Below are 15,554 nucleotides of genomic sequence, written 5' to 3' on the forward strand. Positions count from 1 at the left end.
CAATACGATGCCAGGCAGGCGTTCCCTGTCACATCGATGAGCGCTTGAGCGGCCCTGCCCTTGGAAGGAAACCCTGTTATGCGCCTGAGTGCCAGCGCTATTGCGCTTGTTGTCGGACTGCTGGTCAACCACGGGGCTCAAGCCTCTGAACTGCCACAACGCTGGGTGAGTGCCGGTGGGGCGCTGTCGGAATGGGTGGCGGCCCTGGGCGGTGAGTCGAAATTGGTGGGCGTGGACACCACCAGCCAGCACCCGGAGTCGCTCAAGGCATTGCCGAGCATTGGCTACCAGCGGCAGCTATCGGCTGAAGGCATTCTGAGTTTGCGCCCGCAGGTGCTGGTCGGTACTGAAGAAATGGGCCCACCGCCTGTGTTGGCGCAGATTCGCAACGCGGGTGTCAAGGTGGAGATGTTCTCGGCGGAGCCGGATCTGCCGACGTTAAAAGGCAACCTTCAGCACTTGGGCAAGTTGCTTGGCAATGAGGCCAGGGCCAACGAACTGTTTACCGGATATGAGCAGGCGTTGGACCAGCAGAAGCGCTGGGTTACCAAGGCCCAATCTACGCAAAAGGCACCAGGCGTGTTGCTGTTGATCGGCCATTCGGGCGGCAAGTCGCTGATCGCAGGCACAGACACGGCGGCTGACTGGGTGCTGCAACAGGCCGGCGGGCGCAATCTGGCGACCCATAGTGGTTACAAGCCGTTTTCTGTGGAGTCGTTGGCGGGGTTGAGCCCGGATGTGCTGGTGTTTGCTGATCGTGCCCTTTCCGGTGATGCGGCGCGTGCCGCACTGTTCAAGGAAAACCCGATCTTGGCGGCCACTCCGGCGGCCAAGAGCGGGCGAGTGTTTGAGGTGGATCCCACCTTGCTGGTCGGCGGGCTTGGGCCGCGTCTGCCGCAAAGCCTGGTGAGTCTGTCGGCCGGGTTTTATCCGCTTCAGACTAAGCCTGCCCCATGACCACTCTGGTTAAACCGAAGACGCTGTTTATAGGGTTGGCGCTGTTGTGTGTATTGGCGATCTGGCTCTCGCTGGCGCTGGGGCCGGTCAGCTTGCCGTTGCTGGATACGCTCAAGGCCGCGTTACGGTTGATGGGCGTGCCCATCGAGGCCCAAGGCCTGGAGCAGGCCGAGCTGATCCTGGGGCAGATCCGTTTGCCGCGCACGCTGCTGGGGTTGGCCGTCGGCGGCGTGTTGGCCTTGTCGGGTGTGGCGATGCAGGGGTTGTTCCGTAACCCTTTGGCTGACCCGGGGTTGGTGGGGGTTTCCAGCGGTGCCGCGCTGGGGGCGGCAGTTGCGATTGTCGGGGGCGCGGTTTTTGGCGGGTTGCCGGATGCGTTCGCGCCTTATCTTTTGTCCCTCTGCGCATTCCTTGGTGGCCTGGGCGTCACTGCGCTGGTCTATCGACTGGGGCGACGCAACGGCCAGACCAACGTCGCGACCATGCTGCTTGCCGGCATCGCCCTGACAGCCCTCGCCAGTTCGGCGGTGGGCCTGTTCACCTATCTGGCCGACGACGCCACCTTGCGCACCCTGACGTTCTGGAACCTGGGCAGCCTCAACGGCGCCAGCTATTCGCGGTTATGGCCCCTGTTGCTGGTGAGCGCGGGTGTGGCGCTGTGGTTGCCACGCCGGGCCAAAGCGCTGAATGCCTTGCTGCTGGGTGAGTCAGAGGCCAATCACCTGGGCATCGATGTGGAGGGGCTCAAGCGCGAATTGGTCTTCTGCACGGCGTTAGGTGTAGGGGCCGCGGTGGCCGCAGCGGGCATGATCGGTTTTGTGGGGCTGGTGGTGCCGCATCTGGTGCGTTTGCTGGCGGGGCCTGATCACCGTGTGTTGTTGCCGGCTTCAGTCCTGGCGGGTGCAAGCCTGCTGTTGTTTGCCGACTTGGTTGCGCGGCTTGCCTTGGCGCCGGCCGAACTGCCGATTGGTATCGTCACTGCGTTCATCGGCGCACCGTTTTTTCTTTACCTGTTATTGCGGGGGCGTGCCTGATGCTGCGTGTGGAAGACTTGCAGATCCGTCGCGGTCACAAGACGGTGTTGGCAGATGTCACGCTCGATCTGCTGCCAGGCGAAGTGCTCGGCGTGCTGGGCCCCAATGGTGCGGGCAAAAGTACATTGCTCGGTGCGTTGTGCGGCGAGTTGCATCCTGACCAAGGCACAGTGTGGCTGGATCAACGTCCACTGAACGAATGGAGTGGCTCGCAACGGGCCCAGCGCCTGGCGGTATTGCCGCAAACCTCGACGCTGGACTTCGCTTTTCGCGTTGAAGAGGTTGTCGGCATGGGGCGTCTGCCCCACCAGACCGGGCGCGTGCGCGATGACGAGATTATCGCGGCTGCCCTGCAGGCGGCAGATGTTGGGCACTTGAGCGGTCGCAGTTATCTGGCCTTGTCCGGTGGCGAGCGCCAGCGGGTGCACTTGGCGCGCGTACTTGCGCAATTATGGCCAGGAGAGGCGGGGCAGACGTTATTGCTGGATGAGCCGACCTCGATGCTGGACCCTTTGCACCAACACACCACCTTGCAGGCCATTCGTACCTTCGCCGATCGTGGGGCGGCGGTGCTGGTGATCCTTCATGACTTGAACCTCGCAGCCCGTTACTGTGACCGTATTCTGTTGCTGGAGGCGGGGCGACCCCATGCCTTGGATACGCCGGCACACGTGATGCAGCCTGAACCGCTGAAGGCGGTGTTCGGTTTGGATGTGCTCGTTCAGCCCCATCCGGAGCGCGGCCATCCGTTGATCATTGCGCGCTGAGTTTCCGTGCGCGCAGGTTTCTACCGATAGCTTTCTACAGGCAAAAAAAGACCCGGCAAGAGCCGGGTCAAATAACCGTGATTAGCCTGATGAGGAGATAATCTGAGAGTCCGAACCAATGGTCTTTCAGTTATCGGCTGATCTCGCGACCAGTTGTGATAATCATAACGATTCTCATTTGAGAGTCAACATTTGTTTTCAGGGTCTCTTCAGGTTTTCTCAAACGTGCGTTCGGAATGCCTGTAAACGTTGGTCTTGGCAGTTGATCTAGTTTTTTTGGCGCGCCGAAATAGCGTCCAGTTGACGGTTCAACGCTTCCTTACGCTCGGCAGGAATGTCGTTCCAGTGCACGTCCATCAATGCGCCTTCGATTGCGTACAGCAGCACTTTCGATGCGCGAAACCCGCGGGTGCGCACGGCCCGGTAAGCATCGACAGCACCCAGGCGACGCAAGTCGGACGCACTGTGGATGCCCACCGCATGCAGCCACTGTGCCGACGTCTTGCCAAGGTTTTTCAGGTGTTGCAGCTCATCGTTCATCAAGCCTCCTTGCGACGGCCGAATGGTGCGGTGGGTATCGTGACCAGGCAGGCCTGAACAGGAGTGTAGCGCTCAGTAAGAAAAGCGTGGTTCTTTAGTCGGAAACGGCCTAAAGGCAGATGAGGAATGGGGGCAGCAGGCAGGCGGGAGCCCGGCACGCCTGCGCGATGCCGGGACTGAAACAGCGAGGTTCAGCGAGTACGATAGCGTAGGCGGGTGCCGAAATTGACCGACATGAGGATCTCATCAGCGGTCAGTTCTGGCGGGAAGTAGGTTCCGGAAATCTGCGCGTGAGCCAGGCTCGCGCCTTCCAGCGGGCAGTCCCGCAGATCCAGGCCGCGCAAATCGGCGGAGCGGAAATAGGCGTCGGTAAAATCCACGCCGGTGGTGTTCAGCTCGCGCAAGTCCAACCCGCGGAAGTCGCCGCCGCGCATGTCGATGACGCCGTCTTTCGGGCGTTCCTGGTTAAAGCCTCGGATATCGTCTTTATGCAGGAGCGAGTAGAGCGGAGTATCAAGAAGCTTGGGGTGACTCATGACGGCGACTCCTGTTGGATTTATGACGCCATTATAGTGCCACTATTGCTCGGTCGTGCGCCCTATCTAGACGACACGACCAAGAAATTTTTCTTACAAACCTGGCAAGCGCTGGCGAATATGCGCCACCAAAGCATCGAGGGTGCCGCTTTCATTGGTCTCGACGCGCTTGCTGAGGAGCAGTTCCTCGGCGGTCAGCGGGTCGCGGTTGGCTTGCTGTTCTTCGATAACCGTCAGTGTTGCGTCGGAAGGATCGTTTTTATCCGCCTGACGTTGTGCCAACCAACTGGCAATGACGGCTTGCGGTGCGTTGCAATCCAGGATCAGGAACGGCGCGCCGGTGGCTTCGGCAACCTTGGCCGCTGCATCGCGTTGTTCGCGTTTCAGGAAAGTGGCATCCAGCACCACCGGGTAGCCGGCGCGCAGTACGGTATCGGCGATTTCATTCAGGCGTGCGTAGGTTGCCGCACTGGCGTCAGCCGCATAGATGCCAGCCTGTGGTGTGTTTTCGACGTGTTGCTCACCGAACATGCGTTTGCGTTCCACGTCCGAGCGCAGGCGCACGGCGCCCAGGGCTTCCACCAGGCGCATGGCCACGTGGCTTTTGCCCACGGCCGAAACACCGTGGGTAATCGCCAGGAAGCGCGACGGAATGGTGCTGTAGCTTTCCGCCAGGTTGGCGTAGTTGCGGTACTGGCGCAGGGTCGTGGCGCGTTGCACCGGGCTGGCTTCGCTCGGCATGCTGAACAGCGCGATCTTGGCGCGTACCAGGGCGCGATAGGCCTTGTAGAAGTTCAGCACTTCCAGGCCTTGGTAGTCGCCCGTCAACTCCAGGTACTGGCTGATAAAGCGGCGCGCCAGGGATTTCAGGCCACGGTCTTCAAGGTCCATCGCCAGGAAACCGGTGTCGGCGTACACATCGGTGAAGCGGAAAGGCTCGTTGAATTCGATGCAGTCGAAGATCACCACATGGCCATCGATCAAGGTGGCGTTACCCAGGTGAATATCACCATGGCATTCACGGGTGAAGCCTTCCAGCTTGCGCTGGGAAAACAGCGGCTTGAGGCGCTCGAAGCTGCTTTCGGCCCAGGCCTGCAGTGCTTCCAGTTGTGCCAGGTCGGCCTTGTCGCTGAGGAACGGACGGATTTGCTCGAAGTTCTGGCGAACCGGTGCCATCACTTCGTCTGGAGTGCCGGCCGGGTGTTCCTGCGGCACTTTCGGCGCAGCGAGGTGGAACTGCGCGATCTGCTTGGCCATTTCATCGATGTGCGCGCTGGTCAGTTCGCCGTTGGCTTGCAGGGTGCTGAGCAGTTGGCTCTGCGGGAACTGACGCATTTTCAGTGCGTACTCGATGACCGGGCCGTCGCCGCCCAACTGCGGGGCTTCGGCGGTGCCGGTGATCGGCAACACTTCAAGATACAAATCTTCGGTCAGGCGCTGATTGAGGCGCAGCTCTTCGTTGCAGAAGTGGCCGCGCTTTTCCAGGTCGGTGAAGTCCAGAAAACCGAAGTTCATCGGTTTCTTCAATTTATAGGCATAGGGACCGGTCAGTACGACCCAGGAAATATGGGTTTCGATGACCTGGAACGTTTCAACCGGATGGGGATATAAAGCCGGGTTTTGCAAGGCGGCGATCAGGGACTGGCTCACGGGCGATCCTTCAGAGTCTGGGGGAAAACATGGCGGGCATTATGGCTGCTGCGGCCAGTCGTGCAAACCGCTGTCCGGCTCATGTTGATCATCAATAAAGTGCGTATAATCCGCCGCCATGACTCGAACCCGATCTCCCCGTTCCCGTAAAAAACCTCCTTCCCGCGGCCTGCGCCCCTGGCTGGGCTGGGCGCTCAAGCTCGGCCTTGTAGGCCTCGTGGTGCTCGCCGGCTTTGCGGTGTACCTCGACGCCGTGGTGCAGGAGAAGTTCTCCGGCAAGCGCTGGACCATTCCGGCCAAGGTGTACGCGCGCCCGCTGGAATTGTTCACCGGCCAGAAGCTGAGCAAGGATGACTTCCTGACCGAGCTCGACGCCTTGGGCTATCGCCGCGAGCCTGTGAGCAATGGTCCGGGCGCGGCCGCCGTCAGTGGTAACACTGTCGACCTGAACACCCGTGGCTTCCAGTTCTACGAAGGCCTGGAAAAATCCCAGCCTGTGCGCGTGCGTTTTTCCGGTGATTACGTCGCCGAGTTGTCGTCCCTCAACGGCTCGAAGCTGCCTGTGGTTCGTCTCGAACCCCTGATGATCGGCGGCATTTACCCGAAAAACCTTGAAGATCGCATCCTGATCAAGCTTGATCAGGTACCCCCTTACCTGCTGGAAACCCTGGTTGCCGTTGAAGACCGCGATTTCTACCATCACTGGGGCGTCTCGCCGAAGTCGATCGCCCGTGCGGTCTGGGTGAACACCTCCGGCGGCAAGATGACCCAGGGCGGCAGTACGCTGACGCAACAATTGGTCAAGAACTTCTACCTGACCAACGAGCGCAGCCTGACCCGCAAGCTCACCGAAGCGATGATGGCAATGCTGCTGGAGTTGCACTACAGCAAGCAGGAAATCCTTGAGGCGTACCTCAACGAGGTCTTCGTCGGCCAGGATGGCCAGCGCGCAGTGCATGGTTTCGGCCTGGCCAGTCAGTTCTTCTTTGGTCAGCCGCTGTCCGAGCTGAAGCTGCACCAGGTTGCGCTGCTGGTGGGCATGGTCAAGGGGCCTTCCTACTACAACCCGCGCCGCAATCCAGAGCGTGCGCTGGAACGCCGCAACCTTGTGCTGGATGTGCTTGAACAGCAGGGCGTCGCCACGGCTGAGCAGGTGGCAGCAGCGAAGAAGATGCCGTTGGGTGTAACCACTCGTGGCAAGCTTGCGGACAGCTCCTTCCCGGGCTTTATCGACCTGGTCAAGCGCCAGTTGCGTGAAGACTACCGCGATGAAGACTTGACCGAAGAAGGCCTGCGAATCTTCACCAGTTTCGACCCGATCCTGCAGATGAAAGCCGAAGCGTCGGTCAATGACACCTTCAAGCGCCTGACAGGCCGTAAAGGTTCCGATGAAGTGGAAGCGGCCATGGTCGTGACCAACCCGGAAACCGGTGAAGTGCAGGCCATGATCGGCAGCCGCCAGGCCAGTTTTGCCGGGTTCAACCGTGCGCTGGATGCGGTGCGGCCGATTGGCTCGCTGGTCAAGCCGGCGGTTTACCTGACGGCGCTGGAAAAACCGAGCAAATACACCCTTACCAGCTGGCTGTCGGATGACCCGCTGTCGGTCAAAGGGGGCGATGGCCAGGTGTGGACGCCGCAGAACTTTGATCGTCGCTCCCACGGTACGGTGTTCCTGTACCAGGGGATTGCGCACTCCTACAACATCTCCACGTCGCGGCTGGGCCTTGAAGTCGGCGTGCCGAACGTCCTCAAGACGATCGCGCGGCTGGGTGTCAATCGTGAGTTCCCAGCTTTCCCATCGATCCTGCTGGGCGCTGGCGCGATGACGCCGATGGAGGTCGCGACCATGTACCAGACCCTCGCCAACGGTGGTTTCAATACCCCGATGCGCGGGATCCGCAGCGTGTTGACCGCCGAGGGCGAGCCGCTCAAACGCTATCCGTTCCAGATCCAGCAGCGTTTCGATGCCGGCTCCATCTACCTGATCCAGAACGCCATGCAGCGCGTGATGCGTGAAGGTACCGGGCGTTCGGTCTACAGCGTGCTGCCGGCAAACCTGACATTGGCAGGCAAGACCGGCACCAGTAACGATTCGCGTGACAGCTGGTTCGCGGGTTTCGGCCAGGATGTGCTGGCGGTGGTGTGGCTGGGGCGCGACGATAACGGCAAGACACCGTTCACGGGGGCCACGGGTGCGCTGCAGGTCTGGACCAGTTTCATGCGCAAGGCCGACCCGCTGCCATTGAACATGCCGCAACCGGATAACATCGTGCAGGCCTGGATTGATCCGCACACCGGTCAGGGCTCCGATGCCAACTGTCCGGGCGCGGTGCAGATGCCGTATATTCGCGGCAGCGAACCGCCACCCGGCGCCGCATGCGGTGGTAGTGCCCCTGCTGATGCGGAGTCGGTGATGGATTGGGTCAAGGGCTGGATGAATTAAGCAAAGAGGGTTTCAAGTGAACAAGTGGTGGATTCCAGCTATTACAGCTCTGGCTTTGCTCAATGGTTGCGCCAGCGTGCAGCGTGGCTCCATTCCCGTGGTGGACTCGAGCACCGCCGTCTCCAATAACGACCGGATCTCGGCCAATGGCGGTTTCCGCCAGACCGTGACCAACCGTCCCGCCCAAGCCAAGCCACAAGCCATGCCGCAGGATTCGGGCGTGGTTGTGATGGTGCCAGGCGGTGGCGCAGCGACATCGGCGCCAATCAGCGCCGAGCCGTGGACTCCAGGGCCGAGCAACTCCGGTCCTATCGATACCACACCGATCCAGACGGCCCCGGTCAACCAGGGCACTTACAACATGCCTTCGACGCCGAGTGGCATTCCGTCCTCCTCCAGCGCCGGTGGCCTGTCAGCTGACGAGCAATTGGACGGCCCGGTGCTGGCTCTGTTGACCACTGCCCAGCAACAGCAGGCGGGTGGTGATCTGAATGGTGCGTCGTCGAGCCTTGAGCGTGCTCAGCGCGTTGCTCCGCGTGAGCCGCAAGTGTTGTATCGCCTGGCTCAGGTACGCATGGCCCAGGGTGACGCACCGCAGGCCGAGCAGTTCGCCCGTCGTGGCCTGACCCTGGCCAACGGTCGTCCTGACCTGCAAGCCAGCCTGTGGGCCCTGATTGGCGACGCGCGTGCCGCACAAGGCGATGCTGCCGGTGCTGCCCAGGCGCGCCAGAAAGCCAAGGTCAGCCTCTGATGGATGCACGCTTTCCCGCCATTGCCGAACAGTTATTGCTGATTGAACGAGCGTTGCGCGTGCAGGGCTGGTGGGACGACGTGTCCCCCAGCGTCGAGGCGCTCAGCAGTGTCGAGCCGTTTTCGGTGGATACCCTGGATTTTCATCAGTGGCTCCAATGGATATTCCTGGTGCGCATGAAGCAGATCCTCGAACAGGACCTGCCGCTGCCCAATGCGTCGGGCATCCTGGAAATGGCCGAGATGGTCTATGCCGATCGCCCGCTGGAAAGCCTTGGCTTGCGTAATGCGCTGAAAAAGTTCGACCAATTGATCGTCGACGCTCGTTAATTGCCTGACTGCCGGTTTTTCCGGCAGTCTTGCGCACATTTCTACCGCTTGACGACATTCAGGCGAGTTTTATCCCTCCTCAGAGCCCTTTCTTCTACGTTCTCATGCGCTTAGTTGGAGAAAAGCGCAATTATTGCTTGACTTGAAGGGCCTGAAACAGAAGAATCCAAAGTCCGCTGTATCGGGACTGCCAGAAGCAGGCCCGCTCAGCAGATCATGAGGCGCACATCCGCGCCGACCTGTAACACCCGCAACGCGTTACCTCGCGCTGGGTGGGAAAAGCCCGCAACACTTGGGACGATCCCAATACTTGCTCAGTCAGTGCTGACGTAGTCGGCGACCACCGTCGCTCATGCTCTGTTGAGAAGTAAACCTATTAAGACCCGTCGGTTTTCAACGGACGGTATTCTGGCGTTTTAGAGGTGAACAACGTGGAGCTTTTATCTGGCGGTGAGATGCTCGTCCGCTTTTTGCGTGACGAAGGCGTCGACTATATCTACGGGTACCCAGGTGGTGCTCTGCTGCATGTCTACGACGCACTGTTCAAGGAACCGGCTGTTACCCACATCCTGGTTCGCCACGAACAGGCCGCGACCCATATGGCTGACGGTTATGCCCGTGCCACCGGTAAAGCCGGCGTGGTACTGGTAACGTCCGGCCCAGGCGCAACCAATGCCATTACCGGCATCGCGACTGCGTATATGGACTCCATCCCGATGGTGATCATTTCCGGCCAGGTGGCTAGTACCATGGTCGGTACCGATGCATTCCAGGAAACCGACATGATCGGTATCTCCCGGCCGATCGTGAAACACAGCTTCATGATCAAGCATGCGTCGGAAATCCCGGAAGTCATGAAAAAGGCTTTCTACCTCGCACAGTCCGGTCGCCCGGGTCCTGTGGTGGTCGATATCCCGAAAGACATGACCAACCCGGCCGAAAAATTCGAATACGTCTTCCCGAAGAAAGCCAAGCTGCGTTCCTACAGCCCGGCCGTCCGTGGGCATTCGGGGCAAATCCGCAAGGCTGCAGAAATGCTCCTGGCGGCCAAGCGCCCAGTGCTTTACTCCGGCGGTGGCGTGATTCTGGGCGGCGGTTCTGCACCGTTGACCGAGCTGGCCAAGCTGCTCAACCTGCCGGTGACGAATACCTTGATGGGCCTCGGCGCCTTCCCGGGTTCGGACCGTCAGTTCGTCGGCATGCTCGGCATGCACGGCAGCTACACCGCCAACCTGGCCATGCACCACGCTGACGTGATCCTGGCGGTGGGCGCGCGTTTCGATGACCGAGTGATCAACGGCGCGAGCAAATTCTGCCCGAATGCCAAGATCATCCATATCGACATCGACCCGGCGTCCATCTCCAAGACCATCAAGGCCGACGTGCCGATCGTAGGTCCTGTTGAAAGCGTATTGACCGAAATGGTTGCCGCGCTCAAGGACATCGGCGAGACGCCGAACAAGGAATCCGTTGCCAGTTGGTGGAAGCAGATCGACGAATGGCGCGGGGATCGCGGCCTGTTCCCTTACGACAAGGGCGACGGCAGCATCATCAAGCCACAAACCGTGATCGAGACCCTGTGCGAAGTGACCAAGGGCGATGCCTTTGTGACCTCCGACGTGGGCCAGCACCAGATGTTCGCCGCGCAGTACTACAAGTTCGACAAGCCTAACCGCTGGATCAACTCCGGTGGCCTGGGCACGATGGGCTTTGGTTTCCCAGCGGCCATGGGCGTGAAGCTGAGCTTCCCGGACACCGACGTCGCGTGCGTCACCGGTGAGGGCAGCATCCAGATGAACATCCAGGAACTGTCGACGTGCCTGCAGTACGGCCTTCCGGTGAAGATCGTCTGCCTGAACAACGGCGTGCTGGGCATGGTTCGTCAATGGCAGGACATGAGCTACAACAGCCGTCACTCCCATTCCTACATGGAGTCGCTGCCAGATTTCGTAAAATTGGTTGAAGCCTATGGCCATGTCGGCATTCGCATCACCGATTTGAAAGATCTGAAGCCGAAGATGGAAGAGGCGTTCGCCATGAAGGACCGCCTGGTGTTCATCGATATTCAGGTGGATACCAGCGAGCACGTCTACCCGATGCAGATCAAAGACGGCTCTATGCGCGACATGTGGCTGAACAAGACGGAGCGTACTTAATCATGCGGCACATTATCTCCCTGCTTCTGGAGAACGAACCCGGCGCTCTGTCTCGTGTTGTCGGCCTGTTTTCGCAACGCAACTACAACATCGAAAGCCTGACCGTGGCCCCGACCGAAGACCCGACACTGTCGCGCCTGACGTTGACGACTGTTGGTCACGATGAGGTGATCGAGCAGATCACCAAGAACCTCAACAAGCTGATCGAAGTGGTCAAGCTGGTCGACCTGTCGGAGAGTGCCCACATCGAGCGCGAGCTGATGCTGGTTAAAGTCAAGGCCACGGGTGCCCAACGTGCCGAGATCAAACGGACTACCGACATTTATCGCGGGCAGATCGTCGATGTGAGCGCCAGCGTTTATACCGTTCAACTGACCGGTACAAGCGACAAGCTGGACAGCTTCATCCAGTCGATCGGGACGGCCTCGATTCTGGAAACAGTACGCAGTGGTGTCACCGGGATTGCCCGTGGCGACAAAGTACTCAGCATTTAACCCAAATTAGCGAATGGCCTTAAGGCCTGGATATATAGAGGAACCTCATGAAAGTTTATTACGATAAAGATTGTGACCTGTCGATCATCCAGGGCAAGAAAGTCGCCATCATCGGCTACGGTTCCCAGGGCCACGCCCAAGCGTGCAACCTGAAAGATTCCGGCGTTGACGTGACTGTTGGTCTGCGCAAAGGCTCGGCCACGGTTGCCAAGGCTGAAGCCCACGGCCTGAAAGTGACTGACGTTGCTTCCGCTGTTGCTGCTGCCGACCTGGTCATGATCCTGACTCCGGACGAGTTCCAGTCCGCGCTGTACAAGAACGAAATCGAGCCGAACATCAAGAAGGGCGCTACCCTGGCCTTCTCCCACGGCTTCGCGATCCACTACAACCAGGTTGTGCCTCGCGCTGACCTCGACGTGATCATGATCGCGCCGAAAGCACCGGGTCACACCGTGCGTTCCGAGTTCGTCAAAGGCGGCGGTATCCCTGACCTGATCGCGATCTACCAGGACGCATCGGGCAACGCCAAGAACGTAGCACTGTCCTACGCTGCTGGCGTCGGTGGCGGTCGTACCGGCATCATCGAAACCACCTTCAAGGACGAGACTGAAACCGACCTGTTCGGTGAACAAGCCGTACTGTGCGGCGGTACCGTCGAACTGGTAAAAGCCGGCTTCGAAACCTTGGTCGAAGCTGGCTACGCGCCGGAAATGGCCTACTTCGAATGCCTGCACGAACTGAAGCTGATCGTTGACCTCATGTACGAAGGCGGTATCGCCAACATGAACTACTCGATCTCCAACAACGCCGAATACGGCGAGTACGTGACTGGCCCGGAAGTGATCAACGCCGAGTCCCGTCAGGCCATGCGCAACGCCCTGAAACGTATTCAGGACGGCGAATACGCCAAAATGTTCATCAGCGAAGGCGCTACCGGCTACCCTTCGATGACCGCCAAGCGTCGTAACAACGCCGCTCACGGTATCGAAGTCATCGGCGAGCAACTGCGCTCCATGATGCCGTGGATCGGTGCCAACAAGATCGTCGACAAAGCCAAGAACTAAGTCGTACGTATCCAGAGAAAACGCGGCTTATGCCGCGTTTTTTCGTTTGGGAGGCGGGTTCTGGTATAAAGCTGCATCGTTTGCGGGCGAACACTCGCCGCAAGTATTGGTCGAATTTTTTTCACACCGTTGCAAGGTAAAGTCCATGAGCGAACGTCCCGAAGAGCCAAACCAGGCTCCTGACGCCGAAAGCCTGCTACCGATCGATGAGCATGTCGAAGAAGGGCATGACGCTGAAGGCCGCAAGGTCCGGCATCGTGGCATCTATTTGCTGCCCAATCTGTTCACCACGGCGAACCTGTTTGCCGGGTTCTATTCCATCATCAACTCCATGAGCGCCCAAAGCGCGCTGGCGGCGGGTGATGCAGTGAGCGCCAGCAAGTATTTCGGTTTTGCTGCCATCGCAATCTTCGTCGCGATGGTGCTCGACGGCCTGGATGGCCGTGTGGCGCGCATGACCAACACGCAAAGCGCCTTTGGTGCAGAGTACGACTCGCTGTCGGACATGGTCGCGTTTGGCGTCGCCCCTGCGTTGCTCGCATTTGCGTGGGCGCTGGGTGATATGGGCAAGGTCGGTTGGATGGTCGCCTTCATCTATGTCGCGGGTGCCGCTTTGCGTCTGGCGCGCTTCAACACCCAGGTAGGGACTGCCGACAAGCGTTACTTCATTGGTCTGGCCAGCCCCGCTGCGGCGGGCGTGGTGGCGGGTATCGTCTGGGCGTTCAGTGATTACGGCATCCAGGGTTCGAAGATGTCGTTCCTGGTGGCCTTGATGGTGGCGGCTGCCGGCATGCTGATGGTCAGCAACATCAAGTACAACAGCTTCAAGGAGCTGGACCTGAAGGGGCGCGTGCCTTTCGTGGCAATTCTGGCAGTGGTGCTGGTGTTCGCCGTGGTGTTCAGTGATCCGCCGCGCATTCTGTTGCTGGCGTTCCTTGTCTACGCTGCTTCGGGGCCGGTTCAGTACTTGCTGCATCTGCGCCGCGACAAAACATTGCCTTAATGTAATTTCCCCCATACTCCGCAGTCTATTGGTGCATCAGTTCTCCAATGCTGCGGAGTTGCCATGTTAATCAAATTGCCCAAAGCGTCCGATTGCCACGAGTCGGATGTCACCCCTGAATCCTTCTATCTCTCTCGCCGCAGCTTGCTCGGTGGTGCGCTTGCCGGCATTGCAGCCAGCAGCTTGCCGCGCTGGGCCAGTGCTGACGAGGTCTCGCGTTATGCCGATGTCGAGGCGGGCAGGGCGCCGAGCTGGTTTGCCGACAAGCTGCCAGGCACAAAATGGCAAGCTGTCACGGTGAAGGACGAGGCGATCACGCCTTTCAAGGACGCCACGCACTACAACAACTTTTATGAGTTCGGTACCGACAAGGGTGATCCGGCAGCGAATGCGGGCTCACTCAAGACCGAACCCTGGAGTGTTGTCATTGATGGCGAGGTTGCGAAGCCAGGCCGCTATGCCCTGGAAGACTTCATGAAACCCTATCAGTTGGAAGAGCGGATCTACCGTCTACGCTGCGTCGAGGCGTGGTCCATGGTGATTCCCTGGATCGGTTTCCCGATCTCGGCTTTGCTCAAACAGGTTGAACCGACCTCTAAAGCCAAGTACATCCGTTTTGAAACCCTCCAGGACCCAAAGAGCATGCCGGGGCAGCGTTCGAGTTTTGGCTTGATCGACTGGCCTTATGTAGAGGGGCTGCGTCTGGATGAGGCGATGAACCCTCTGGCGATCCTGGCAGTAGGGATGTACGGGCGTGAATTGCCTAACCAGAACGGCGCGCCGCTGCGTCTGGTGGTTCCGTGGAAGTATGGCTTCAAGAGTGTGAAATCCATTGTACGCATCAGTCTCGTGAGTGAGCAGCCAAAAACCACCTGGCAAAGCATTGCTGCCAATGAGTACGGGTTCTATGCGAATGTGAACCCGACGGTCGATCACCCTCGGTGGACTCAGGCGCGGGAGCGTCGTCTGCCGAGTGGCCTGTTCAGTCCCAATGTGCGTGAGACCCAGATGTTCAACGGTTACTCGGATGAGGTGGCGTCTCTTTATACCGATCTCGACCTGCGGAAGAACTACTGATGCGTTACCCGATCTGGCGTATTGGCGTCTTCATCGTGGCGATGATATGGCCGCTGTTGTGGCTCTATGAGGCGTGGAGTTCTGCCCTGGGGCCGGATCCGGGCAAGGTGCTGGTAGATCGGCTGGGGCTCGGTACATTGATTCTGTTGCTGGTCACTCTGGCAATGACCCCGCTGCAGAAGCTCAGCGGTTGGGCGGGGTGGATAGCGGTGCGCCGGCAGTTGGGGTTGTGGTGCTTTACCTATGTGGCGCTGCACCTGGCTGCTTATTGTGTGTTTGTGCTTGGGCTGGACTGGTCGCAACTGGGGGTGGAGCTGCGTAAGCGACCCTACATTATTGTGGGGGCGTTGGGTTTCCTGTTCCTGTTGGTATTGGCGGTGACGTCGAATCGTTACAGTCAGCGCCGGTTGGGTAGTCGTTGGAAGAAGCTGCACCGTCTGGTGTATGTGATTCTTGGGCTTGGCTTGTTGCATATGTTGTGGATCGTGCGTGCGGATCTGAAGGAGTGGGCTATCTATGCCTCTATAGGTGCGTTGCTTCTGGTGCTGCGGATACCGCCCGTGATGCGTCGAATCCCGCGCCTTATTGCGAAAAAACCACTTTCTGCAACAAAAGCGTAATTAAGGGTTGACGGCAGATTCTGGAAGTCTATAATTCGCCCCACTTCCGGCGCAGTCGAAACGGAAAACTCCTTGGTAAACAAGTAGTTACGCAGGATTCGACAGCGACTTGCTTCAGTTCATCGAAGCCCAG

Annotated in this window: 15 protein-coding genes; 12 read left to right on the plus strand and 3 right to left on the minus strand. The window is 59.3% G+C overall.

The genetic code is table 11. From position 1 onward, the window contains the following. The first annotated feature begins 78 nt into the window (after positions 1-78). The 3 genes from BM70_RS0117090 to BM70_RS0117100 are packed head-to-tail and all read left to right on the plus strand — an operon-like array spanning position 79 to position 2,758. Complete coding sequence (locus tag BM70_RS0117090; protein ID WP_025857131.1) at positions 79-957, plus strand: hemin ABC transporter substrate-binding protein; 879 nt, start codon at positions 79-81, stop codon at positions 955-957. Next, positions 954-1,991, plus strand: a complete 1,038-nt coding sequence (locus tag BM70_RS0117095; RefSeq protein ID WP_025857133.1) for an iron ABC transporter permease — start codon at positions 954-956, stop codon at positions 1,989-1,991. The genes BM70_RS0117090 and BM70_RS0117095 overlap by 4 nt, the downstream gene beginning before the upstream one ends. Next, a complete protein-coding gene (locus BM70_RS0117100) occupies positions 1,991-2,758 on the plus strand; it encodes a heme ABC transporter ATP-binding protein (RefSeq protein WP_025857134.1) in 768 nt (255 codons plus the stop codon). The genes BM70_RS0117095 and BM70_RS0117100 overlap by 1 nt, the downstream gene beginning before the upstream one ends. 267 nt (positions 2,759-3,025) lie before the next feature. Here the strand turns inward: BM70_RS0117100 and BM70_RS0117105 are convergent, their stop codons facing one another. From BM70_RS0117105 to BM70_RS0117115, 3 genes are all read right to left on the minus strand, one after another. Further along, positions 3,026-3,298: a TfoX/Sxy family protein gene (locus tag BM70_RS0117105; protein WP_010562703.1), complete on the minus strand. Its 273-nt coding sequence runs from the start codon at positions 3,296-3,298 to the stop codon at positions 3,026-3,028. A 191-nt stretch (positions 3,299-3,489) separates the two neighbouring features. After that, on the minus strand, positions 3,490-3,834 hold the full coding sequence (locus BM70_RS0117110; RefSeq protein WP_025857136.1) for a pentapeptide repeat-containing protein: 345 nt from the start codon (positions 3,832-3,834) through the stop codon (positions 3,490-3,492). 93 nt (positions 3,835-3,927) lie between these two features. Further along, entirely contained in the window at positions 3,928-5,484 is a 1,557-nt protein-coding gene (locus BM70_RS0117115) for a bifunctional aminoglycoside phosphotransferase/ATP-binding protein (protein ID WP_025857137.1), read from the minus strand. 118 nt (positions 5,485-5,602) lie between these two features. Between BM70_RS0117115 and mrcB the strand changes: the two genes are divergently transcribed. The 9 genes from mrcB to msrQ all read left to right on the plus strand — a co-directional run bounded on the left by mrcB (position 5,603) and on the right by msrQ (position 15,421). Continuing rightward, positions 5,603-7,927 (plus strand): penicillin-binding protein 1B, encoded by a 2,325-nt coding sequence (gene mrcB / locus BM70_RS0117120; protein ID WP_025857138.1) that lies wholly within the window; start codon positions 5,603-5,605, stop codon positions 7,925-7,927. Positions 7,928-7,943: 16 nt separating this feature from the next. Then, a complete protein-coding gene (locus tag BM70_RS0117125; RefSeq protein ID WP_025857139.1) occupies positions 7,944-8,678 on the plus strand; it encodes a M48 family metallopeptidase in 735 nt (244 codons plus the stop codon). Continuing rightward, a complete protein-coding gene (locus tag BM70_RS0117130) occupies positions 8,678-9,007 on the plus strand; it encodes a YqcC family protein (protein WP_025857140.1) in 330 nt (109 codons plus the stop codon). The genes BM70_RS0117125 and BM70_RS0117130 overlap by 1 nt, the downstream gene beginning before the upstream one ends. Positions 9,008-9,438: 431 nt before the next feature. Next, the gene (locus tag BM70_RS0117135) at positions 9,439-11,163 is read left to right on the plus strand and encodes an acetolactate synthase 3 large subunit (protein ID WP_025857141.1); all 1,725 of its coding nucleotides are present in this window, start codon (positions 9,439-9,441) and stop codon (positions 11,161-11,163) included. 2 nt (positions 11,164-11,165) lie between these two features. Continuing rightward, positions 11,166-11,657 (plus strand): acetolactate synthase small subunit, encoded by a 492-nt coding sequence (ilvN, locus tag BM70_RS0117140; RefSeq protein WP_003176102.1) that lies wholly within the window; start codon positions 11,166-11,168, stop codon positions 11,655-11,657. Positions 11,658-11,704: 47 nt separating this feature from the next. Beyond that, entirely contained in the window at positions 11,705-12,721 is a 1,017-nt protein-coding gene (ilvC, locus tag BM70_RS0117145; RefSeq protein WP_003176099.1) for a ketol-acid reductoisomerase, read from the plus strand. Positions 12,722-12,866: 145 nt separating this feature from the next. Then, positions 12,867-13,724, plus strand: coding sequence for a CDP-diacylglycerol--serine O-phosphatidyltransferase (gene pssA / locus BM70_RS0117150; protein WP_017734128.1), 858 nt, complete (start codon positions 12,867-12,869; stop codon positions 13,722-13,724). Positions 13,725-13,787: 63 nt separating this feature from the next. Beyond that, the gene (msrP, locus tag BM70_RS0117155) at positions 13,788-14,801 is read left to right on the plus strand and encodes a protein-methionine-sulfoxide reductase catalytic subunit MsrP (RefSeq protein WP_025857142.1); all 1,014 of its coding nucleotides are present in this window, start codon (positions 13,788-13,790) and stop codon (positions 14,799-14,801) included. After that, positions 14,801-15,421 carry a protein-methionine-sulfoxide reductase heme-binding subunit MsrQ gene (gene msrQ / locus BM70_RS0117160; RefSeq protein WP_025857143.1) on the plus strand — a complete coding sequence of 207 codons (621 nt, stop codon included), beginning with the start codon at positions 14,801-14,803 and terminating at the stop codon, positions 15,419-15,421. The genes msrP and msrQ overlap by 1 nt, the downstream gene beginning before the upstream one ends. Positions 15,422-15,554: the final 133 nt, after the last annotated feature.

The organism is Pseudomonas sp. CHM02 (assembly GCF_000612585.1).
Taxonomy (GTDB): domain Bacteria; phylum Pseudomonadota; class Gammaproteobacteria; order Pseudomonadales; family Pseudomonadaceae; genus Aquipseudomonas.